The sequence below is a fragment of the Leucobacter sp. G161 genome (genome assembly GCF_001482305.1).
Classification (GTDB): Bacteria; Actinomycetota; Actinomycetes; order Actinomycetales; family Microbacteriaceae; genus Leucobacter.
On record NZ_LOHP01000017.1, the window covers coordinates 1 to 21872 of the forward strand.

Annotated in this window: 22 protein-coding genes; 16 read left to right on the forward strand and 6 right to left on the reverse strand. The window is 63.5% G+C overall.

Annotated elements, in window-relative coordinates; all coding sequences use genetic code 11:
• The 3 genes from AUL38_RS01550 to AUL38_RS01560 all read right to left on the reverse strand — a co-directional run.
• A partial coding sequence (locus AUL38_RS01550) for a PotD/PotF family extracellular solute-binding protein (RefSeq protein ID WP_059058640.1) occupies positions 1-1186 on the reverse strand: 1186 nt, incomplete at its 3' end.
• A gap of 50 nt (positions 1187-1236) precedes the next feature.
• Positions 1237-2070: an inositol monophosphatase family protein gene (locus AUL38_RS01555; RefSeq protein WP_059058642.1), complete on the reverse strand. Its 834-nt coding sequence runs from the start codon at positions 2068-2070 to the stop codon at positions 1237-1239.
• Between the two features lie 43 nt (positions 2071-2113).
• On the reverse strand, positions 2114-3322 hold the full coding sequence (locus tag AUL38_RS01560; RefSeq protein WP_059058644.1) for an ammonium transporter: 1209 nt from the start codon (positions 3320-3322) through the stop codon (positions 2114-2116).
• 279 nt (positions 3323-3601) lie between these two features.
• Here AUL38_RS01560 and rpsO point away from each other — a divergent pair, with 279 nt between their 5' ends.
• The 5 genes from rpsO (at position 3602) to AUL38_RS01585 (ending at position 7680) form a co-directional block, all read left to right on the forward strand.
• Positions 3602-3871: a 30S ribosomal protein S15 gene (gene rpsO / locus AUL38_RS01565; RefSeq protein ID WP_059058646.1), complete on the forward strand. Its 270-nt coding sequence runs from the start codon at positions 3602-3604 to the stop codon at positions 3869-3871.
• A 455-nt stretch (positions 3872-4326) separates the two neighbouring features.
• Positions 4327-5040, forward strand: a complete 714-nt coding sequence (locus tag AUL38_RS01570) for an SRPBCC family protein (protein WP_059058648.1) — start codon at positions 4327-4329, stop codon at positions 5038-5040.
• Positions 5037-5744, forward strand: coding sequence for a DUF4166 domain-containing protein (locus AUL38_RS01575; protein WP_235590555.1), 708 nt, complete (start codon positions 5037-5039; stop codon positions 5742-5744). Before AUL38_RS01570 ends, AUL38_RS01575 begins: the two co-directional genes overlap by 4 nt.
• A complete protein-coding gene (locus AUL38_RS01580) occupies positions 5741-6412 on the forward strand; it encodes a DUF4166 domain-containing protein (protein WP_059058650.1) in 672 nt (223 codons plus the stop codon). Before AUL38_RS01575 ends, AUL38_RS01580 begins: the two co-directional genes overlap by 4 nt.
• Positions 6413-6672: 260 nt before the next feature.
• On the forward strand, positions 6673-7680 hold the full coding sequence (locus AUL38_RS01585; protein ID WP_059058652.1) for a hypothetical protein: 1008 nt from the start codon (positions 6673-6675) through the stop codon (positions 7678-7680).
• Positions 7681-7908: 228 nt separating this feature from the next.
• On the opposite strand, the gene AUL38_RS01590 is transcribed toward AUL38_RS01585, so the two are convergent.
• Positions 7909-9303, reverse strand: coding sequence for an aspartate aminotransferase family protein (locus AUL38_RS01590; RefSeq protein WP_059058654.1), 1395 nt, complete (start codon positions 9301-9303; stop codon positions 7909-7911).
• 2 nt (positions 9304-9305) lie between these two features.
• Entirely contained in the window at positions 9306-9773 is a 468-nt protein-coding gene (locus AUL38_RS01595) for an Lrp/AsnC family transcriptional regulator (RefSeq protein ID WP_059058656.1), read from the reverse strand.
• A gap of 377 nt (positions 9774-10150) precedes the next feature.
• Here AUL38_RS01595 and AUL38_RS17850 point away from each other — a divergent pair, with 377 nt between their 5' ends.
• The 6 genes from AUL38_RS17850 (at position 10151) to AUL38_RS01620 (ending at position 15850) form a co-directional block, all read left to right on the forward strand.
• Positions 10151-10966, forward strand: coding sequence for a PotD/PotF family extracellular solute-binding protein (locus AUL38_RS17850; protein WP_255355582.1), 816 nt, complete (start codon positions 10151-10153; stop codon positions 10964-10966).
• 13 nt (positions 10967-10979) lie between these two features.
• Positions 10980-11372, forward strand: coding sequence for an ABC transporter substrate-binding protein (locus tag AUL38_RS17855; RefSeq protein WP_255355583.1), 393 nt, complete (start codon positions 10980-10982; stop codon positions 11370-11372).
• Positions 11373-11375: 3 nt separating this feature from the next.
• Complete coding sequence (locus AUL38_RS01605; protein ID WP_059058657.1) at positions 11376-12557, forward strand: ABC transporter ATP-binding protein; 1182 nt, start codon at positions 11376-11378, stop codon at positions 12555-12557.
• 12 nt (positions 12558-12569) lie between these two features.
• Entirely contained in the window at positions 12570-13430 is an 861-nt protein-coding gene (locus AUL38_RS01610) for an ABC transporter permease (RefSeq protein WP_059058659.1), read from the forward strand.
• Positions 13427-14230, forward strand: coding sequence for an ABC transporter permease (locus AUL38_RS01615; protein ID WP_059058661.1), 804 nt, complete (start codon positions 13427-13429; stop codon positions 14228-14230). The genes AUL38_RS01610 and AUL38_RS01615 overlap by 4 nt, the downstream gene beginning before the upstream one ends.
• Before the next feature lie 195 nt (positions 14231-14425).
• Positions 14426-15850 carry an APC family permease gene (locus AUL38_RS01620; RefSeq protein ID WP_059058663.1) on the forward strand — a complete coding sequence of 475 codons (1425 nt, stop codon included), beginning with the start codon at positions 14426-14428 and terminating at the stop codon, positions 15848-15850.
• 14 nt (positions 15851-15864) lie between these two features.
• On the opposite strand, the gene AUL38_RS01625 is transcribed toward AUL38_RS01620, so the two are convergent.
• Positions 15865-16497 (reverse strand): YitT family protein, encoded by a 633-nt coding sequence (locus tag AUL38_RS01625; protein ID WP_083506510.1) that lies wholly within the window; start codon positions 16495-16497, stop codon positions 15865-15867.
• Between the two features lie 61 nt (positions 16498-16558).
• On the opposite strand from AUL38_RS01625, the gene AUL38_RS01630 reads away from it, so the two are divergent.
• From AUL38_RS01630 to smpB, 5 genes are all read left to right on the forward strand, one after another.
• A complete protein-coding gene (locus AUL38_RS01630) occupies positions 16559-17992 on the forward strand; it encodes a PLP-dependent aminotransferase family protein (RefSeq protein ID WP_059058664.1) in 1434 nt (477 codons plus the stop codon).
• A gap of 63 nt (positions 17993-18055) precedes the next feature.
• A complete protein-coding gene (gene prfB / locus AUL38_RS01635) occupies positions 18056-19159 on the forward strand; it encodes a peptide chain release factor 2 (RefSeq protein ID WP_059058666.1) in 1104 nt (367 codons plus the stop codon).
• Positions 19160-19277: 118 nt separating this feature from the next.
• Entirely contained in the window at positions 19278-20366 is a 1089-nt protein-coding gene (gene ftsE / locus AUL38_RS01640) for a cell division ATP-binding protein FtsE (RefSeq protein WP_059058668.1), read from the forward strand.
• Positions 20363-21277, forward strand: a complete 915-nt coding sequence (gene ftsX / locus AUL38_RS01645; protein WP_059058670.1) for a permease-like cell division protein FtsX — start codon at positions 20363-20365, stop codon at positions 21275-21277. Before ftsE ends, ftsX begins: the two co-directional genes overlap by 4 nt.
• Positions 21278-21391: 114 nt before the next feature.
• The gene (gene smpB / locus AUL38_RS01650; RefSeq protein WP_059058672.1) at positions 21392-21868 is read left to right on the forward strand and encodes an SsrA-binding protein SmpB; all 477 of its coding nucleotides are present in this window, start codon (positions 21392-21394) and stop codon (positions 21866-21868) included.
• Positions 21869-21872: the final 4 nt, after the last annotated feature.

Genomic DNA, 21872 nt, shown 5'->3' on the forward strand with positions numbered 1-21872 from the left:
GGTAGGCCTGAGCGTAGGTGTTGTCTTCCTGCGCGGTCGGCGTGCGCATGTCGTGCACCCTGGCGCTCATGTCCTCGTCGTGAAAGCTTAGGGTGTTCTCGGCCATCTCGGGGTTGAGCTTCTCCATCGCCTCGCGCGCGCCCTTGACCGGCGTCACATACTGCACGTACTCGGCGACCTGGGCGGCGACCTCGGGGTCGTAGTAGTAATCGACGAGCACGTGGGCCTGCTCGTAGGCTGCGGTGGGATCGGGGAGGCAGAAGGAATCAATGAACATCGTGGCCCCGGCATCTGGGACGACGAACTTCCAGACCTCCTCGCCTTCCTCCTCGTTAATCATCGCGACGTCACCAGACCAGGCCATCCCAGCGAGTACCGCGCCGCTCTGCAGATCCTGCGTGTACGAGTTACCTTTCACCGTGTAGACGTTCCCGTTCTTGATCTGTTCCTCGACGACCGCGAGCGCGGCAAAGAACTCGTCCTCGCCCCACTCCTCGCCGGTGATATCGACCCCCTGCTCGAGCATTACCAGGCCAAGGGTGTCGTCTTGCTCACTCAGCAGGCTGACCTTGCCCTTGAGCTCGTCGCTCCAAAGATCGCTCACCGAACGCACCCCCTTCGGGTAGAGCTGCGTGTTGTACACGAGCCCGGTCATGCCGGATTGGTAAGGGACCGACCATTCACGGTCAGGGTCGAATGACGAGTGCCGCACGAGGTCGATCATGTTCGCGCTGACATTCGGCATGAGCGTGTGATCAAAAGCCATGAGCTGCTCTTGCTCGAGGAGGCGGAGCAGCGAGGAATCGGTGAGGGTGAAGAGGTCGTAGCCGGTGTCGGTACCCAGCTTGAGCTGGTCCTTCACCTTTGCCATGAACATCTTGTTGTCGTCGATGTCCTCGAAGTACTCAACCTTGATGTTTGAGTCGGCCATGAACTCGCTCAGGCTAGTGAACTCCTGGGTCTCCTCGTCGAAATCGAGGTAGTACGTCCAACTCGCCCAGCGAAGCGTTCCCGCTGAGCCGTCGCCGTGTGCTGGACCTCCTCCGGCACACGCCGCGAGCGAGCTTGCGCCGAGGGCGGCGGCCCCGAGGCCGAGACCCTGTAAGAGGCGACGCCGGGAGAGCTGGCTGCTGCGAGCCCGCTGCACGAGTGCGGCGATAATGGGGTCACGAGGGACGTTGCGCATGGCTTTCTCCTTTGAAATGCATGTGAACGACTGGCCCCCATCATTTCAGATCATTGGAGCGTGCGGTAGGCCTCCGCAATGATGCCCGCGAGTTCTGCGGTGATGGCTGGGGTGCCGGCGATGAGGAGCTCCTCGCCTGGTGCGTTCTCGCCGAGGCCGCGTACCACCGCGCCGGACTCGCGCGCGATGAGCGCCGCCGCCGCGTAATCCCAGGGCTGCAGGCCGCGCTCATAGTAGGCGTCGAGACGCCCCGCAGCGAGCATGCACAGATCCACCGCCGCCGAACCCATACGGCGGATGTCCCGCACGCGCGGGAGTACCTGCCGGAGAACCTCAACCTGTTCCGTGCGGCGCTCGACCGTGTACCCGAAACCTGTGGCGAGGAGCGTGGAGAGCAGCTCCGTCTCGGCCGGGCCCGAGAGCCGGGCCCCGTCGAGGTAGGCGCCGCCGCCGTGCCACGCGGTGAAGAGTTCGCCCGTCGTCGGTACGTAGACCGCGCCGGCGATCGCGCGGCGACCGTCAGACATCGTGCCCGGTGCGCCGTCCGTCACGGTGGCCGCGACGCTCACCGCGTAGGCAGGAAGGTTGTAGAGATAGTTCACGGTGCCGTCGATGGGGTCGAGCACCCAGGTCACCCCGCTCGTGCCAGCAACACTTGCGCCTTCCTCCCCAAGGATCGCATCCTCGGGTCGGAGGCTCCGCAGCCCCTCGGTGAGGAGCCGTTCGGCTTCGCGATCGGCCTCGGTCACCACATCGGTCAGGCTCGACTTCGTCGCGGCCACGTCCACCCCGGCTGCGCGCTTCTCGTGGATCATCTGGCCAACTGACCGGGCGAGTGACCCCGCGATGTCGACAAGGGCGGAGGCAGTAACCGATTCAGTCATGCTTCCGAGCCTACCCGCCGAACTGCGAGGTCACCCTGACGCGCTACGTGCGATCGGAGCCCTCCAACGCGTACGCGGTCTCACCGTGTGCCGCGGCATCGATCCCGCTGTCCTCGACAGACTGTGGCACACGCAACCCCGTGGTGAGCTTCACGCCCAAGGCAATGACGAGCGAAACGACGAACGAGTACAGCACGACGCCGACGACTGAGATCACCTGCACGAGGAGCAGCCCGGAATCCCCACCCGTGAACAGTCCATCGGAAAGGGCGAAGAAGCCGAGATAGACGGTGCCGAGGACACCGGCGACGAGATGCAAGCCAACGACGTCGAGTGAATCGTCAAAGCCGAGGCGGAACTTCCACTCGATCGCGACCGCACAGGCCGCCCCTGCGAGAGCGCCGAGGAGCAGCGCGAACGCGGGGGAGAGGTTGGCTGCTGCCGGCGTGATCGCGACGAGCCCCGCGACCGCACCCGACGCGGCACCCACGACGCCCGGCTTGCGGCCACGGAGCGTGTCCACGGCAAGCCACCCCATAATTGCTGCGGCCGGAGCGCCGAGCGTGTTGATGAGGATGAGGCCGGCGGTCCCCGCCTCCGTGGCCAGCCCAGCGTTGAACCCGATCCAGCCAAACCAGAGGAGTGCGGCGCCGATGGTTACGAGCGGGATCGAGTGTGGTCTGTGTGCTCCGGGGGCGAAATCGCGACGCTTGCCGACCACGAGGGCGAGGGCGAGCGCTGCGGCGCCCGCATTGATGTGGATCGCGGTGCCGCCGGCAAGGTCAATCACGTCGGGCGTGCCGAGCCAGACGCCCAGCTTGGAGATCCAGCCGCCGCCCCAGACCCACGCGGCAACAGGGAAGTAGACGAGGGACGCCCAGATCCCTGCGAAGAGCACCCAGGAGCCGAGTCCGACTCTGTCAGCGATCGCGCCCGAGATGAGGGCCGTCGTGATCATTGCGAAGACAGCGCCAAATCCAACACCGATGAACTCGCTGGGATCTGTGTGAGCGAGCCCGAAGTCGCGGAGAGGGCTGCCTGCGAACCAGCCATCGCCCTCCCCAAATACGCTCATCGAATACCCGAAGAGGATCCACAGCACTCCGACCATACCCATCGCGCTTACGCTGAAGAGCATCATGTTGACGACCGAGCGAACGCGGACGAGGCCGCCGTAGAACAGCGCCAGTCCCGGGGTCATGATGAGCACGAGGGCCGTGCTCGTCAGCGTCCAAACGTCTGTTGCTTCCATGTGAGTCCCTTCGTTCTCGCCCGTTTCGGGCGGTCCGGCTCCACCGTGAGCTCGGGTGTTCACAGTCTGCGGGCGGGCCGTTTCATCGCCGTTTCCCTCCCGAGACACGTGCGTCACATCTCTGTTTCCTGGACGTTTCAGCGATCACGAATGAGGTGCGTGACGATTGGGGTCACGAACGGTGCTAAGGTAGTGAGGTTGCCGTTAGATCGGCCGCGGATACAGAGAGCCCAAGCATCCCGCTGAAGGCGCCGCGCAACTGGAGAAAGGGGATCACCTATGTCATTGCCCACAGATGTCAAGAAGGCGATCATCGAAGAGTACGCAACCACCCCCGGTGATACCGGATCCCCTGAGGTTCAGGTGGCTATGCTCTCGCGTCGTATCAAGGATCTGACCGAGCACCTCAAGGAGCACAAGCACGACCACCACTCGCGTCGTGGCCTGCTGCTTCTCGTCGGCCAGCGCCGTCGTCTCCTGGCTTACCTCCAGAAGACCGACATCGCCCGTTACCGTACGCTCATCGAGCGTCTCGGCCTCCGCCGCTAAGGCACCGGCCGAAAAGTTTCGGTCGAGTGCGTGTCAGCTTGAACGCTGATCGCCCGTGACTCTGGGAAGCCCCTCTCCTTCGGGAGAGGGGCTTCTGTCTGTTTTGGGGAAGTGCACGCGGGGACGGATGGAGCTGCCGGGTGTGCGCGGGCCCGCTCTCGTGCAGGGCGGGCCCGTGCGCGGCCTCGCTCCTGCTCCTGCTCCTGCGCGGGCTCCTGCGCAGGCTCCTGCGATCCTCACTACCCCGTGTTTTCCTGTATGAGCCTCATGCGCCCTGCAATAGGCTCATCGAGGAAAAATAGGCTCAGGTGAGACGCGGGTCAGGTGAGCTGCGGGTCAGGTGAGATGTGGCTCAGGTGAGACTCGGCTCAGGTGAGCTGTGGCTCAGGTGAGCTGCGCACCCCCGCAACCTGGGCCACGCATCGCTTGCTCACACTTCCGGGTACGCTGTGACCATGGCCCGCGCACAGCACCGCACCCGAGACTGCGCGCTGTACGTTGAGACATTCATCGACGCCCCGCTCGAGCGGGTCTGGGAGCTCACACAGGATCCCACGCAGCACGCACGCTGGGACGCCCGGTTCAGTGCAATCCAGCCGACGCGGTCCCGCGGCGACGGAGCACAGGAGTTCCGCTACGAACTGGGGCTGGGGATCCACACGATCAGGGGGACCGGTGTCTCTCTCGGCGAGAAACGGGCGGCCGGTGGATCCCGAACCTCAGCATTGCTGTTCACCACCAAGGACCCGCTCTCACCGCTCGGCACCGGCCGCGGATATTGGCGATACATCCCTGAGGGCGACGGGGTGCGATTTATCACCGGCTATGACTACGCGCCCGGGTGGGGCTGGGTCGGCAGGATCGCCGATCCACTCGTCACGCGCCGTCTTGTGTGGTGGCTCACCGCCTGGAGCTTCGATCGGTTGCGGATCTGGGCGGAAGACGGCATTGAACCCGAGCTCGTCGGATGGTGGCGAGGCTGGTTCGGCGGTGTGCGGGCGCGTGCGGGAGCTTGCCGTTCGTGGCCGGGTGCGCGTGGCGCGGTCCGCGAGGGGGCAGACCGCAGAACGAGCGGGGGATCGACAACCATCATGGATGCCGCACCCGCTTCGCTCGCGAGGCTGCGATTCGAGCCATCAGATGACACGTCAGAAGGCCAACAACCGTGACCCTTCCCGCCCTTCCGATCCCTCCCGCCGAGAGCATTTTCGCTCGCGCCCTCGGCGATGAGTTTGAGCGCCTGCACCCACAGATGCAGCGGCGATTCGGGGTGAGCGTAGAGGTGGGATACGCCTGTGTTGGTACCGGGGTGATGCGGGAGATCCACCCGGGCCCGTGGTGGGTGAGACCGTTCCTGCTGCTGGGGGCAACCCGCAACATCATGTTCCCGGAGAGCGGCAGGGGGCTCCCGTTCCAGATCGATAACTACGCCTATGTTGACGGCCTCGGCCGCGAGACGGTGACGTTTGTGCGCACCATGGAGCTCGGCCAGGGGAGGCGCCGGCGATTTGACGCAACGATGATTTACAGTGAGGCCGCCGAGCGCATCATCGACTATCTCGGCACGCATCAGCACTTGGCGGTAGACCTGGATCTCTCCGTGACCGAAGACGGCGGGCTGCGGCTGGTCTCTGGAGCGCAGCGCTTCTACGAAGGGTGGATCGCGTTCCGTTTCCCAGGGTTCTTGACGGGGCGGGCGTACCTGACCGAGTACTTCGACGATCTGAAGCAGTGCTTTGTGATCGATCTTGAGGTGCGTCACGCACGCCTCGGCGTACTGTTTGGCTACCGCGGCGAATTTGTGTGTTCCTTTCCCGAGGCCAGTCAGGTTCCGGGGGCTCTCAAGCCATACCGCGAGGAGGTGCGCGAGTGAGCGCTGTGTCAGGACCGCGGCCTGAGCCGGGTGCCGCTGTCCCGGGTGGGTCAGTGTTTCTCCAAGCGCTCGGTGCTGAGGCCGCGCGGCTGCACCCTGAGGTGCGGCGATACGCGGCAGGATCGGGTGTTGTTGGAGGGGCGGTCGCCGTGACCGGCGAGTTCGAGGTTGCCGGAAGCCGGTGGCGAAAGCTGAATCTCTTCGCGAGACCGCTTGTTGGTCCGCACCTGTTTGTGACTGCGTTCGAGCTCGACGTGCCATTTCAGGTCGTGAATACGGTCGTCTGGGATAACGGTGGCGGGCTCGGCTTGGGGGCGGAGCGTGTCTTCCGGTTCAGCTCGGGGGACCAGCGATTTGTTGATGTGCTCCGTCCTGGCGAAACTCCCGGAACCCTACGCAACCTCCTCGGAAGCGCGCGTCGAGTCGAGCTTGAACTGCGCTGTTCAGTGACTGATGCGGGCCATCTGCGGCTTGTGTCTGAGCGGGCGTGGCTGCGGCTCGGGCGGCTGCGCGTGCGGCTTCCAGCGCTGTTGTCTGTGCGGGCGGAGGTCGTGGATGGGTACGACGACGTGGCTGGGCGGAACATCGTCGACGCGAGCGTGCGTAGCCCGCTGCTGGGAACGGTGTTGGAGTACCGGGGAGCGTTTCGGCACGAGCCGGCATCGTAGGGGAGGCGCTGGCCCTCCCTGGTGCGGCTGCCGGACCAGGTACGGCTGCCGGCCGCCGGCTGCCGGCCCACTTTCCCACACCCCCGTATTTTCTAGTCTGAGCCTTGTGCGACCCGAAAACGACGCGGACCAAATAACTAGGGGCGGTTGAGGCGCACAAGCGTGCTCCCCAGCAGGATCGACAGCTCGTCAGACCGCGGATCCTCCACGAACTACTCCCCATCGGTGAAAAGCGGGCGCGGCCGCATCACGCTGCTGGCATGACTATCGACATCAGCACAGGACACATTGTAGAACGGATCCGCCAAGCGAGTGCAGCTATCCGACTGCGCCGCGAGATCGTCGGGCTAGGCGAACTCAGCGATAGTGAACTCGCGACCAGAGTTCTATCGCACCGCCTCATGAGGCTCGCCCGCGGCGCGTACATCGATCACCTAGAGTGGCTCAAACTCTTCCCTGAACAGCGGCTTCTCGCAGTAACGCTCGCCTATGCGAAGCTCTACAAACGGCGGGGCTGGATCTTTGCTCGAGAATCCGCGGCAGCGCTTTGGGGGCTCCCGCTTTTCGGGCTAGACGGGTTGCGCGCGCACGTGAGTGTTCCACCGGAATCTCCCGGGCGGTCGACTCGTCCCGTTGCTCGCCACGTCGAGACGCTGGATCCTGAGGAGCTTGTGGAGATCGCCGGTGTGCGCTTCACGAGCCTCGAACGAACAGTGGTCGACCTGGCGCACTCCGCGGCGCCTGAGCTCGCGATCGGGGCGCTTGACGCGGCTGTGCGGGCAATGTTTCGCATGGACCGGGGCGCTGAAATCGCGGAGCTGGAAGGCTGGCGCGAGGCGACGCTCGCTCGGCTTGCGGGGAGCTGGCGACCCGGAGTTCGGAGCGCGCGGCAGGTGTTGCGCCTCGCGGACGGACGTGCTGAGTCAGTGCTCGAAAGCGTGAGTCGGCTGCAGCTTGCCCGGCTTCGAGTGCGGCACGAGGTACAGGTTCCGGTGTTTGTGGGGGAGGAGCGCATCTACTGGGTGGACTTTGAATTCCTCGGGCAGCAGGCCTACGGTGAGGTCGACGGAAGCGTGAAATATCTTGATCCTGCGGCTCGACACGGTCGGAGCGCCGACGAGGTTGTTCTTGCTGAGAAGCGGCGAGAAGACGATATTCGCGGGGCGACCGGGAAGCGGATGGTGCGTTGGGACGCGCGCCATGTGCGCTCCGCTCGGGATCTGGGGGCGAGGCTTGGCGACTTCGGGATCCGAATCCCGCCCGGGTGACCAGCAGCGGTTCGCCCGGGTTCGGATCGGGGCGTGCACCGCAGGGACCGAGCGAGGCAACGTCCTAACCGACCCCAGTTTTCCTATATGACCTGTGTGCGTGCCTAACTGCGGTCGGAACAAATAAAACGGGGCAGTGGGGAGGGCAGTGGGGAGGGGATTGGGCCCGCAAACGCATGTGGCCCCCTCGCCGAAGCGAGGGGGCCACATGACTGGAGTCTTAGATCATTAGATCTTCGACGAAGCGTCCTTCAGAACGCTGCGGAGGATTCCGCCGATCTCAGCGAACTCTGCCGGACCAATGGTCAGCGGCGGAGCGAGCTGGATGACGGGGTCTCCACGGTCGTCAGCACGGCAGTAGAGGCCGGCGTCCCACAGAGCGGGCGACAGGTAGTCGCGCAGCAGGCGGTTCGACTCTGCCTCGTTGAAGGTCTCCTTGGTCGCCTTGTCCTTGACAAGCTCGATACCGAAGAAATAGCCCTCGCCACGCACGTCACCGACGATGTCGATGTCGAGCAGCTTCTCGAGCTCGGCACGGAACAGCGGGCTGTTCTCGCGCACGCGGCCGTTGAGGTCCTCTTCCTCGAAAATATCGAGGTTCTCGAGAGCCGCAGCAGCTGCCGCCGGGTGACCAGCGAAGGTGAAGCCGTGGTAGAAGGTGTTCTCTTCCGAGTTGAAGGGCTCCGACACCTTGTCCGAGACGATCATGGCACCGAGCGGGACGTAGCCCGAGGTGATGCCCTTCGCCGAGGTGATGATGTCGGGCTCGTAGCCGAGTGCCTTCGAAGCGAAGAAGTCGCCGACGCGGCCGTACGCACAGATGACCTCATCCGAGACGAGGAGCACGTCGTACTGGTCGCAGATCTCGCGAACGCGCTTGAAGTAACCGGGGGGAGGCGGGAAGCAGCCACCCGAGTTCTGCACGGGCTCAAGGAAGACGGCTGCAACGGTGTCCTCGCCCTCGAAGAGGATGGCCTCTTCGATGCGGTTCGCTGCCCACTGGCCGAATGCCTCGATGTCGTTGGACGGAGCGCCCATTTCCTCAGCACGGTAGAAGTTCGTGTTCGGCACGCGGTGACCACCGGGGGTCAGCGGCTCGTAGTACTTCTTCATGTCGGGGATGCCGGTGATCGCAAGAGCTCCCTGCGGGGTGCCGTGGTAGGCGACCGAACGCGAGATGACCTTGTGCTTCATCGGCTTGCCCTTGATCTTCCAGAAGTGCTTCGCCAGCTTGAAGGCTGACTCAACAGCTTCGCCACCACCGGTGGCGAAGAAGACCTTGTTCATCTCGCCGGGAGCGTACGACGAGAGACGCTCCGACAGCTCGATGGCGGCGGGGTGAGCGTACGACCAGAGCGGCATGAAGTCGAGCTGCTTCATCTGCTTCGCAGCTGCGTCGACGATGCGCTGGCGGCCGTGGCCGGCGTTGACAACGAACAGGCCCGCGAGCCCGTCAATGTACTCCTTGCCAGCGGCGTCGTAAATGTGGTGGCCTTCGGCGCGCGTGATGACGGGAATACCGTCGTTGAGCACCTTGCGGTTGGTGAAGTGCGGCCACATGTGGCGCTTGGCCGAAGCCTGGAGCGCGGCAGTGTCGACCGCAGCAGTCGGATCGAAAGACATGGTTATCTTGTTCCCCAGTCGTATTTTTGTTTGTTGAGTTGGAGGTAGACGAACGTCTCAGTACCTGAGACGCCATCGATGTCCCTGACTTTTTCATTCAGGAGCTCGATGAGCCCGTCGTCGTCCTCACAGACAACCTCGGCGAGGATGTCGAAGGAGCCAGCGCTCAAAACGACGTAGCTCACTTCGGGCAGTTCAGCGAGGCGGTCGGCGACGACCCGGGTATCGCCGGAAACGCGGATGCCGAGCATTGCTTGTCGGTGGAAGCCGAGTCGCATCGGGTCTGTCACGGCAACAATCTGCATGACCCCGGCATCTGTGAGCTTTTGTACCCGCTGCCTGACGGCGGCCTCGCTGAGTCCGACCGCCTTCCCGATCTCAGCGTACGAGCGACGACCGTCGAGCTGAAGTTGCTCAATGATCGCCTTCGGCGTTGAGTCGAGGGCAGAGGGGGTTCGTTTGCTGCTCACGCTTCTGATTCTGACAGTTCGGGCTGGAAATAGCAAAGGATTCCGTTGTTTCAGTGTCGATTTTCTGTGTATATGCCCTGCCCTGCCAGGTTGCTCGGCCCCGTTCCGGGCCTGGACGACGTGCGGCTTCGGTCGGGTGAGACACCGCGCTCGAGGCATGGTCGCGCTGTCGAAAAGCTCTGCAACCTGCAGTGAACGCAGGGATTCTCGGCAGTATTTATAACAAACTGCAACCAATGCGTGAATAACCTGCGAGATTCGTCCTATCGGTTTGGCCTCGTCGTGGGTGGTGTGCAATATTCGTGGAACGACCAAAGGCGCGCGTGGTTGGCGCTACCCTGGGTTTGATTGCTGAGTCAAAGTCAAAGGAGACTTCCATGGCACGCCGTATCCCCGAAGATCCCATCGTTCAGAACATCGTGAACATGGTGCGCAGCGCGCAGTTCGACCGCCGTCAGATGCTCAAGGGCGCCGCAGTCGGCGCAGCGGGCCTGGGCGCGTTCACACTCGCGTCATGCGCCCCGGGCGGTGGCGGCACTGGCGGTGGCGGTGATGGCAAGAAGCTTGTGTGGGGTAACTGGACCTACTACCTCGACTTCAACGAGGAGACCGGTTCGTACGATTCCCTCGACCTCTTCACGGAAGAGAGCGGCATCGCCGTCGAGTACATCGAGGACATTGACGACAACAACACGTTCTACGGGAAGATCAAGGATCAGCTCGAACTGGGCCAGCACACCGGCTACGACGTCATTACGTTCACCGACTGGATGAACGGGCGCATCATTCAGGCGGAGCAGGTTCAGGCGTTTGACTACGCGAACCTCCCAAACGTGACCGCGAATCTCGTCGACACGCAGTGGGACGCTCTCGACGCAGATAAGGGGCGCAAATTCTCGATTCCCTGGCAGCTGCCGGCATCCTGCCTCATGTGGGACACGGAGGCCGTGCCTGGCGGCATTAAGACGCTTGACGATTTCATGCAGCCGTCACTCAAGGGCAAGGTGGGCGTGCTCACCGAGATGCGCGACACGATGGGCATGATTCTCGCCGGTCTCGGCTACGACCCCGCGGGGCAGTGGGGCGACAAGGAGTGGGGAGAGGCTATCGAATGGCTCGATGACGGCATTCAGAGCGGCCAGATCAAAAACGTCAAGGGAAATTTCGTACACGCAAGATCTCGAGCGGGGTGACACGCTCGCGGCGATGGTGTGGACCGGTGACGTCGTGATGATGAACGCCGAGTCGCCCGATGGCCCGCGGTGGACCATCGAGGTGCCCGAGTCCGGGGGCATGATCGCCGCCGACTCGTTCACCGTGCCCAATGGCACGTCGGCCGCGCAGAAGAAGCTCGTCGAAGAGATGATCGACTTCTACTACGACCCCGAGGTCATGGCGGCAGTGGCCGACTACGTCACGTTTGTTCCGCCGGTCAAGGGCACCCAGGAGGCAATGCAGAAGCTCAACCCTGAGAACGCCGACAACCCGCTCATCTTCCCGTCCGAGGAGGACTGGACTCGCTTGCACAGCTTCCGGTCGCTCACCCCGGAAGAGGATAAGCAGTATTCGGCCGAGTTCCAGAAGGTGTTGGGGCTGTAACGCATGAACACCACGAACTCATTTGCAGAGGCCGGCGCGGATCTTGAACTCGTTGGCATCCAGAAGCGATTTCCCGGGTTCACCGCGATCGAGAACCTCGACCTCACCATTCCGGCCGGATCCTTCTTTGCGTTGCTCGGGCCCTCGGGCTGCGGCAAGACCACCACGCTGCGGCTCGTCGCGGGTCTCGAAGAGCCGACGGAGGGACAGATCCGCATCGGCGGCACCGATGTGACCGCGCTGAAACCGCACAAGCGGCCTGTGAACACGGTGTTCCAGTCCTACGCGCTGTTCCCGCACATGTCGATTCTCGAGAACGTCGCGTTTGGGTTGCGCCGCCGGAAGCTTGGCGATCCGGTCGGCAAGGCGCACGAGGCGTTGCGGCTCGTTGAACTCGATCATGTTGCGGATCGCAAGCCCGCCCAGCTCTCGGGCGGGCAGCAGCAGCGGGTTGCGCTCGCGCGTGCGGTCGTGCACCGACCGGCACTGCTCCTCCTCGACGAGCCGCTCGGCGCGCTCGACCTGAAACTGCGTCGCCAGATGCAGCAGGAACTCAAGGAGATCCAGCAAGAGGTGGGGCTCACGTTCCTCCACGTCACCCATGACCAGGAGGAGGCCATGACCATGGCTGACACTGTCGCGGTGATGAATAAGGGGCGGATCGAGCAGATGGGCGCCCCAGAAGCGCTCTACGAACTGCCGAAGACCGTGTTTGTTGCGAACTTTCTCGGCCAGTCGAACCTGTTCCTCGTGCAGGTCACGGGGGAGAGCGACCAGGCCATTCACACCTCGCTCAACGGCGACAGGATCACCGTGCCGCTGGCGCGCACCGAGCGGACGTCTGGGACGATCACGGTGGGCGTGCGGCCCGAGAAGATCCGGTTGCACAGCGGCGCACCGGCGGAAGAGCCCGGCGTGAATGTGATTGGCCCGGGGCGCATCACCGACGTCTCGTTCAGCGGCGTGAGTACCCAGTACACGGTTGAAGCGCCAGAGTTCGGCTCCGTGCAGGTGTTCGCGCAGAACGTTGACGCTGGGCCCGCCGCGCGGCTCGGCGACGAGGTGTGGCTGAGCTGGCTCGTGGAGCACACCTTTGGCCTGGCAGATGACGCGACCGGCACCGGTTCGATCACCGCGGAGTTCTCGACGCAGGCGATCGCCGCGCAGGCAGCCAGAGCCGAGTAGGGGGATACCGCCATGGCGTTTACGGCATTCTCCGGAAACACGAAAGCGGTTGAACAGCACCCGCGCAAGCAGGGGTGGATCGTCCTCCTCCTGCTCGCGCCAGGCATCGCCTACATGCTGCTGTTTTTCGTCGCTCCCTTCATCCAGCTTGCGATCACCGCGCTGCAAGCCCCGGCCGACACCGGTGGCATTGGCCAGTACGTTCCTGCGCTCGAGTTCCGCAACTACTGGGTCGCACTCTCGGAATACTGGCCGCACCTGCTGCGCTCGTTCATCTACGCACTGACTGCGACGATTATCGGGCTCATCATCAGCTACCCGCTGGCGTATCTCATCGGCGTGAAGGTTCGGTCGAAGCCGATGCTGCAGGGCGTCCTGCTGATTCTCGTCGTCGCTCCGTTCTTCATCAGCATGCTGCTGCGGACGCTCGCGTGGAAGTCGATTCTGCCGAGCGAACTCATAGGTACGCACTTCTCCGTGATCTTCGGTCTCGTGTACAACTTCATTCCGTTCATGGTGCTGCCGATGTTCTCGTCGCTGCAGGCGCTCGACCTGCGGTTGTTGGAGGCCGGGTCCGACCTGTATGCGTCGCCTGTTACGACGTTCCGCAGGGTAACGCTGCCGCTGTCGATGCCTGGCATCGTCTCGGGTACCCTGCTGAGCTTCATTCCGATGTCCGGCGACTACGTTGTCGCGTCGCGGGAGTTCTTGGGTGGAACCAGTACGGCGATGATCGGAAACGTCATCGAATCCAACTTCCTGCAAACCCAGAATTATCCGATGGCGGCGGCGCTGTCGATTGTGCTGATGATTATCATCCTCATCATGATCGCGACGTATGTCCGTAAGAGCGGGGCGGAGGATCTGCTGTGAAACGTTTCAGTCTGGGCAAGGCCTTTGTTCCCGTCGTCGGGGCGATCGGGCTCATCTATCTCCTGCTGCCGATTGCGCACGTCATCCTCTTCTCGTTTAATGAGAAGCGCGGCCGTAACAACATCGTCTGGAACGGCTTCACGCTCGCGAACTGGCAGAATCCGTGTGGGGCACCTCAGGTGTGCACGGCGTTCACGAACTCGATCATGGTCGGTGTCGTCTCAACGGTCATCGCGACCGTGCTCGGCACGATGATCGCGATCGCGCTCGTGCGGTACCGCTTCAAGTTCCGCTCGACAATCAGCCTGCTGCTGTTCACTCCGATGGCGACCCCCGAGGTGGTGCTCGGCGCTGGCCTCGCGGTGCAGTTCCTGCTCGCTGGTGTGGAGAAGGGCCTTGGCACGGTGATCCTCGCCCACGTGATGTTCTGCATCTCGTACGTGGTGGTCGCGGTGAAGGCTCGCGTGGCCTCGCTGAACCCCGCGATTGAGGAAGCTGGCCGTGACCTCTACGCATCGCCTGGACAGGTGTTTTGGCGGATTACCCTGCCGATGCTCATGCCAGGCATCATCGGGGCTGCGCTGCTTAGTTTCGCACTGTCGTTCGACGACTTCATTATTACGAACTTCAACTCCGGTACGGCAACGACGTTCCCGAAGTTCATCTACGTGTCGGCGCTCAAGGGCGTGCCAGCGCAGGCGAATGTGCTCGCATCGATCGTGTTCGTCGGGGCGCTCTTGTTCGTGATTATCGTGCAGTCGGTGAATATCAGTCGACAGAAAAAGTTGGCAAGTCGCTAACGAAATCCTCAGCTGTTGTTGAGCGTTGCGCGCGAAAGCCCGCCCATGAACCGAAGATAATTCGGTTTGTTGGGCGGGCTTTTGCGTGTGCTCCCCGTTGGGTGCAAGATGATCTCCGGCGGGACACGATCCCGCTCGAATATTGTCGCATCGGAGCGAACAGGCCTATGCGACTCTCGGCCTTGAGGAGAGCAGATGACAAAGACGTTCACGCCCGCCGCGAAACGCGGTGGGTCGCTCAAACGCAACCTCGGGCTCTGGGCCATCGTCGGCCTGGGCCTCGGGTCCATGACTCCCACGGTGGTCTTCGACACGTTCGGCCTCGTCGCACGTGACACGAACAACGTGGTCCCGCTGGCCTACCTCGTCGCACTCATCGTGATGATGTTCACTGCCGTGAGCTACGGCAAGATGGCGGGCGCGATCCCGAGCGCGGGCTCCGCATACACCTACGTTCGCGAGTCGATCCACCCGAACGTCGGCTTCATGGTGGGCTGGACCTCACTCATCGACTACCTGCTGCTTCCCATGGTGAACTGCCTCATCATTCGGAGTTACCTCGAGGCTGTGTTCCCCGGCACCCCGGGGTGGATCTGGGTAGTGCTCTACTGTCTCCTCGTTACGAGCGTCATCTACTTCACGATGCGCGGCACCTCGAACCTGAATATGATCCTGCTCGTGTTCTCGATCGTCGTCATGGTTGTCTTTGTTGTCATGGTCTGGGCACAGCTCCAGGATGGCGAGGGTGCTGGCTCGATCGCTTCTACCCAGCCGTTCTTCCACGAGGGCGTACAGATGAGCGCGGTGCTCACTGGCGCGACCATTGTCTGCTTCTCGTTCATCGGGTTCGACGCGGTCACGATGTACGTCGAGGAAGCGAAGAGCCCGAAGATCGTGCCGCGCGCGATCCTCCTCACCGTCGTGCTCGGCGGAGCGATCTTCCTCGTCGCGGGCTACTTCACACAGCTCCGCTTCCAGGAGTGGGAAGTCTTCGCACCGGGCGGCGACATGCAGTTCGTTGAGGATTCAACCCTGCCGCTCATCGGCCAGTTCGTCGGTGGGCCCGTGTTGCAGGCCGTACTCACCGCGGCCGGGTTCGCGGCGACGCTCGCATCGGGCCTCGCGTCGCACGCGTCGGTCTCCCGCATGCTGCTCGTCATGGGCCGCAACAACGTGCTGCCGAAGAAGTTCTTCGGCTACGTGAACCCGAAGACGCACACCCCGACCTTCAACATTGTGCTCACTGGCGTCGTGAGCCTGTTGGCGATGGCGTTCACCCTCGAGATTATTTCCGCATTCATCAACTTTGGTGCGCTCATTGCGTTCACCGCAGTGAACGTGTCGGTGATCGCGTGGTTCGCCATTAAGCAGGGTCGTCGCCGCACTCCGAAGGACATCTTCAATTACATTGTGATGCCCGGCATTGGCATGGTCCTCACGGGTGTGCTCTGGGCCAACCTGCACTTTGGAGCGCTCGTCGGCGGCGTCGCGTGGGCCGCGCTCGGACTGATCTATCTGTTGTTCCTCACGAAGGGCTTCCGTAAGAAGGTTGCGGGCTTCGATGAGATCCAGCCGGTCACCGGGTACAACAAGCTGCCTGCGGGCCACGAGACCGACTGACCCGCAGCGTCTCGCTAGGAGCGGGGAGTGGCTTCGGCCGCTTCCCGCTCTCGCGTTTCGCGAGCCAGTTTGCGGGCCTCCGGGTCGAAGAGCGGCAGTGTGATGCCGCAGAGCGGGCCGATGAGGATCGCGAATGCGACGGTGCCGAGCCCGACATTCCCGCCGAGCAGCCAGCCGAACGCGAGCACGGGGAGTTCGACCGCCGTGCGACCGATCCAGATTGGCGTTCCGAATCGGTTGTGGATCCCGGTCATCAGCCCGTCGCGCGGGCCGGGCCCGAGGTGGGCGCCGATGTAGATGCCGCTCGCAACCGCGAGCAGCAGCATGCCTGTCGTGAAGAACACGACCCGCAGCCAGAGTGACTCTGGGGTCGGCAACAGCCACAACCCGAGATCGATGCCAGGGCCGACGAGCAGGATGTTGAGTACGGTGCCGAGGCCGGGGCGCTGTCGAAGGGGGATCCACAGCAGGAGCACGGCGAGCCCGATGACGTTGGTGAGCAGACCGATGCTCAGCGGGGTGTGCTGCGCGATGCCCTGTGCGAATACCGTCCAAGAGTCCACGCCGACGGCCGCGCGAATCATGAAGGCGTCGGCGATCCCGTAGAGGAGGAGGCCAGGGATCAGTCGCGCGAGTCGGAACAGCATGGTTTCAGTCCACTCTGTTTTGGCCTGGTGTTCAAGATGCCACTTTGCATAGAGTGGCCTTATGATTGCGCAACGGCTTACCGCACGGAGACTCGTCCAGCTCCTGGGAGACTGGCGCGGGGACGGACACAGCTACCTCGAACTCAGCGACTCGGTCGCGCTCCTGGCGCGGGACGGCACGGTTCCCGTTGGAAGCGCGCTGCCGGCTGAGCGCCCGCTCGCGGAGGCGCTCGGAGTGAGTCGCACGACCGTGAGCGCGAGCTACCAGCGGCTGCGGGAGCGCGGTATCGTGCACTCCCGGCAGGGATCCGGCACGGTGATCCGCGCGCAACGCGGGACCGTGGTTGACGGTGACCAGCACGGTGACGGGGAGATTGATCTCACGACCGCCTGCCCGGCGCCCTGGGGCGGATTGGCGGCGCTCAGCGCACGCGCCTTCGCCGAGCACGCTGATGTCTTTCAACAGATTGGCTTTGACACCCTCGGCCGGTCCGACCTGCGGCGCGCAATTGCCGATCGCTACACCGCGAGAGGGCTACCGACGACGGCAGAGCAAATCATGGTGACCCTGGGGGCGCAGCACGCGAACTTCCTCGTCGCCCGAACGCTCTTGCGCCGCGGTGATCGCAGCCTCATCGAATCACCGAGCTACCCCAACGCGCGGGAGGCGCTCGCGGCGACGGGGGCGCTCGTCGCCGAGCTCCCCGTGGCCTCCGACGGCTACAACGCGGCGAGCATCATCGACATCGCCTCGCGGACGTCGCCGCGGCTCGCTTACCTGATCCCTGACCATCACAATCCGACCGGCCAGAGCATGCCGGAGGAGTTGCGCGCGGAGCTCATCGCGACGCTCACTGCGCAGGGAACCTATGTGCTTGTTGACGAGACGACCGCGGAACTCACGCTCGGACCGCCCTGTCTCGTGCGTCCTTTCGCCGCGGCTGCCGAGCACTCGCACCAGCGCGATGCGATCATCACGGTCGGGTCGCTCGGTAAAACAGTGTGGGGCGGGCTGCGCGTCGGCTGGATCCGAGCGACCCCCGAGCTCATTGCTCGACTCGAAGTATCTCGGCGCATCGGTGATCTCGGCACGGGGTCGTGGGAACAGGTCATGGCGCTGCTGGCGCTCGAACAGTATGACGAGATTCTCGGAGAACGCGCCGTGGAACATGCTGCCCAGTACCGGGTGCTGGCCGAGCAGGTTGCCGCGCACTTCCCTGAGTGGACAATGCCACGCGTTGCTGGGGGAGTGAGTACGTGGGTGGATCTCGGCGGGCACTATTCGAGTCGGCTCGCGCGCGCTGGATCCCGCGCAGGTGTGCGGATCGCGCCGGGGCCTCGATTTGGGAGCCCCGGGGTGTTTGAGCGATTCATCCGCTTCCCGTTTTCTGCGCCGGCGGGGGATCTCCGGGACGCCGTGCAGCGGCTGCGCTCGGCCAGGGACGCAGACCTGGGGGAGCCGCACGCCTCGCTCGGGGCGCAGCTCGTGATCTGAGCCGGGGGAGAACCCGGGCCGCGTGCAGCGCCGATCCTCACAGGTGAGTAAACTTGAGGGATCATGCTCGAACAGGACTTCTCCGCCCGGATCCGCTCGCTCCGCGCCACCTACGCCGATATCGCGGAGGTCACCGACCTCCCGAAGCTCGATCGCGAGATCGCCGAGCTTGAGGAGCAGGCAGCAGCGCCCGATCTGTGGGACGACCCGGAGGCCGCACAGAAGGTGACGAGTGGGCTCTCCCACCGCCAGGCGCGCGTGCGGAAGGTGCGCGGCGTCGAGGCGCGCATCGACGATGTCGAGGTCCTCGGCGATCTCGCTGAAGAGGCGGGCGACGCTGACACGCAGGCCGAAGCCGATGCGGAACTCGCGTCGATCGAAGCCTACGTGCAGGACCTCGAGGTGCAGACGCTGCTCTCGGGCGAATACGACTCGGAGTCGGCGGTCATCACGATTCGCTCGGGCGCCGGCGGCGACGATGCGACCGACTTCGCGGAGATGCTGCTGCGCATGTACCTGCGCTGGGCTGAGGACCACGAGTACCCGACGAAGGTGCTCGATACCTCGTACGCCGAGGGTGCCGGCATCAAGTCGGCAACGTTCGAGGTCGATGCTCCCTACGCGTTTGGCACGCTCTCGGTCGAGGCCGGTACGCACCGGCTCGCCCGCATCAGCCCGTTCGGTTCCGCGGACAAGCGCCAGACGAGCTTCGCAGCGGTCGAGGTGATCCCGCTGCTTGCCGCGGCAACCGAGGTCGAGATCCCCGAGAACGACATTCGCGTCGATGTCTACCGGTCGAGCGGGCCTGGCGGCCAGTCGGTGAACACGACGGACTCCGCGGTGCGCATTACCCACCTTCCCACCGGGATCGTCATCTCGATGCAGAACGAGAAGAGTCAGATCCAGAACCGCGCGGCCGCGATGCGTCTGCTGCAGACCCGGCTGCTCGTGCTCCAGAAAGAGCAGGAAGCCGCGAAGAAGAAGGAACTGGCTGGCAACATCACCGCGAGCTGGGGTGACCAGATTCGCTCGTACTTCCTGTACGGTCAGCAGCTCGTGAAGGATCTGCGCACGGGACACGAATCCTCGCAGCCCGATGCGGTCTTCGACGGCGACCTCGACGGATTCATTGCGGCGGGTATCCGCTGGCGTTCACTGAACCGGTAACAGCGGGCGGGCCTTCCCACAGGGAGCCCTGAGCTGGCGCAAAGCGTGCCGGGAATGCTCGAGACTCGCGCGCGCCTCAGCGGTTATTCACCCAACGGCGCGTAGTCTCTGTGGCGTTATGATCCTCTTTGAAAACGTCACCAAGAAGTACCGCGGCACGCAAAAGCCCGCGCTCGAAGGGATCGATCTTAAAATCGATCGCGGCGAGTTCGTCTTCATCGTGGGCGCGTCAGGCTCCGGCAAGTCCAGCTGCCTGCGACTGATCCTGCGTGAGGATCGACCGACCTCGGGTCAGGTGCATGTCGCGGGTCAAGATTTGAGCAAGATTTCCTCGCGTAAGGTTCCCTACTTCCGTCGCGGGCTCGGCAACGTCTTCCAAGACTTCCGGTTGCTCGCAAACAAAACAGTCTTCGACAACGTGGCGTTCACCCTGCAGGTGATCGGGAAGTCACGCGGCTTCATCCAGGAAGCGGTGCCTGACACGCTTGAAATGGTCGGCCTCACCGGCAAAGCCAAGCGCTTCCCCCATGAGCTCTCGGGCGGCGAACAGCAGCGCGTCGCGATCGCGCGCGCGATCGTGAACAAGCCAGCCATCTTGCTCGCGGACGAGCCCACAGGCAACCTGGACCCGGCAACGAGCCTCGGGATCATGCAGCTACTCAAGTCCATTAACGCTGCTGGCACGACTGTGGTCATGGCCACCCACGAGGCGACCTTCGTGGACATCATGCAGCAGCGCGTCGTCGAGCTGTCGCAGGGCGTTGTCGTTCGCGACGACGTCGAAGGTGGCTATGGCCACACCGCGTCGATTCCGGTTGCCGAGCTCAGTGAGACCGGCGCACGGGTGCTCCGCACCACCGAAGCGGTTGTCCGTGCGGCGCTCGCCCCGGATGTCGACCGAATGGAAACGCAAGACGCTGCGGATGCCGCAGTGGAGGCCGTTGCTGCGGAGCTCTTTGAACCCTTGCCATCCGCCGCGGCAGAGTCAGCGGCTGACGACATTGATGATCCACTCGCGACACGCCTCGAAGAGCCGAGCGACTTGACCGTCCCGCCGCCACCAGACGAGGCGGTGCCGGGCAAACGCATTCCGTCGTTCCTTGAACCGGACGTGGAGAGTACCGTGCAGGTTGCAGAGTCGGGCGGCTTCGCTGAGCGCCTCGGCCTGAGTGACGAAGACCAGGGAAATGTGGGGCCGACCCGATGAGATTCAGGCTCGTATTTGGCGAGGTGTGGAGCGGACTTCGCCGCAACCTCTCCGTGGTGATCTCCGTCATTCTGGTGACCTTTGTGTCGCTCACCTTTGTCGGTGCGGCGATCCTCATGCAGCAGCAGGTCCAGCAGATGAAGTCGTTCTGGTACGACCGGGCCCAGGTCGCGGTGTACCTGTGCACGGAGCACGATCGCAGCGCCACGTGTGACGGCACAGATGCCGGTGAGGATCAGATCGCCGCCGTCGAAGAAGCGCTGAACTCTGAGGTGCTCGCGCCGTACATCGACGACTACTTCTTCCTCGACCACGATCAGGCATACGAGGAGTTCACGCAGCAGTTCGAGGGCAATCCGATCCTCGACGTGACGAGCCCCGACCAGCTGAACCAGACCTACTGGGTGAAGCTCAAGGACGCCGCGAAGTCGCAGATCATTCTCGAGACGTTCACGGGTATCCCCGGGGTGCAGAGCGTGAAGGACCAGCAGAGTTTGCTTGATCGCATCTTCCTGTTCCTCGGCGTCGCCAGCTACACGGCGATCGGCATTGCGGGACTCATGTTGATTGCTGCGATGCTGCTCATCTCGACCACGATTCGACTGTCCGCGTTCTCGCGACGGCGGGAGATCGGCATCATGCGTCTCGTCGGCGCTTCAAACAGATTTATCCAGACACCGTTCATTCTCGAGGGGATCATCGCGGCCCTGATAGGTGCGGTCCTTGCCGGGGCAGCATCCGTTGCGATCGTGAAGTTCTTCGTGCAGGGCTTCCTCGTGCAGGAAGTGCCATTCACGAGTTACATCACGGTCGAGCAATCGCTCATCGTGCCACCGATCCTCATCGCCCTGGGCGTGATCCTCTCCGCGATCGCGGCGAAGATCGCCATCACGAGATATCTGCGGGTGTAGCGCTCACGCGGTTGTCGTGCCCTGCGAATCACCGCAGTTCGCACGACGCCGCGCCGCTCCGCTAGGCTGGATCCTTGCGCGCACCCGCGTGCCAGACCACGGGAGGAAGTGAACATGCCTAAGGAGACCGGTGAGAAGCTCATCGCCTCAAACAAAAAGGCGCGCCACGACTACCTCATCTTCGATACGTATGAAGCCGGGCTGGTACTGACGGGGAGCGAGGTGAAGTCGCTCCGGATGGGGCGGGCCTCGCTCGTTGACGGCTACGTGTTCATTGATCGTGGCGAGGCCTGGCTCGACGCCGCCTACATTCCGGAGTATCTCAACGGCTCGTGGACGAACCATTCACCGCGCCGCAAGCGTAAGCTCCTGCTGCATCGTAAGCAGATTGACAAGCTGCACGACAAGACCCGTGAGGGCGGCATGACAATTGTGCCGTTGCGGCTCTACTTCCTCGATGGTCGAGCGAAGGTCGAGATCGCGCTCGCCAAGGGCAAAAAGGAATTCGATAAGCGTCAAACGCTTCGCGAACACCAGGACAAGCGTGAGGCGGAGCGCGCAATGCGGCAGCGCAACCGCACCGGCGAATAGGACT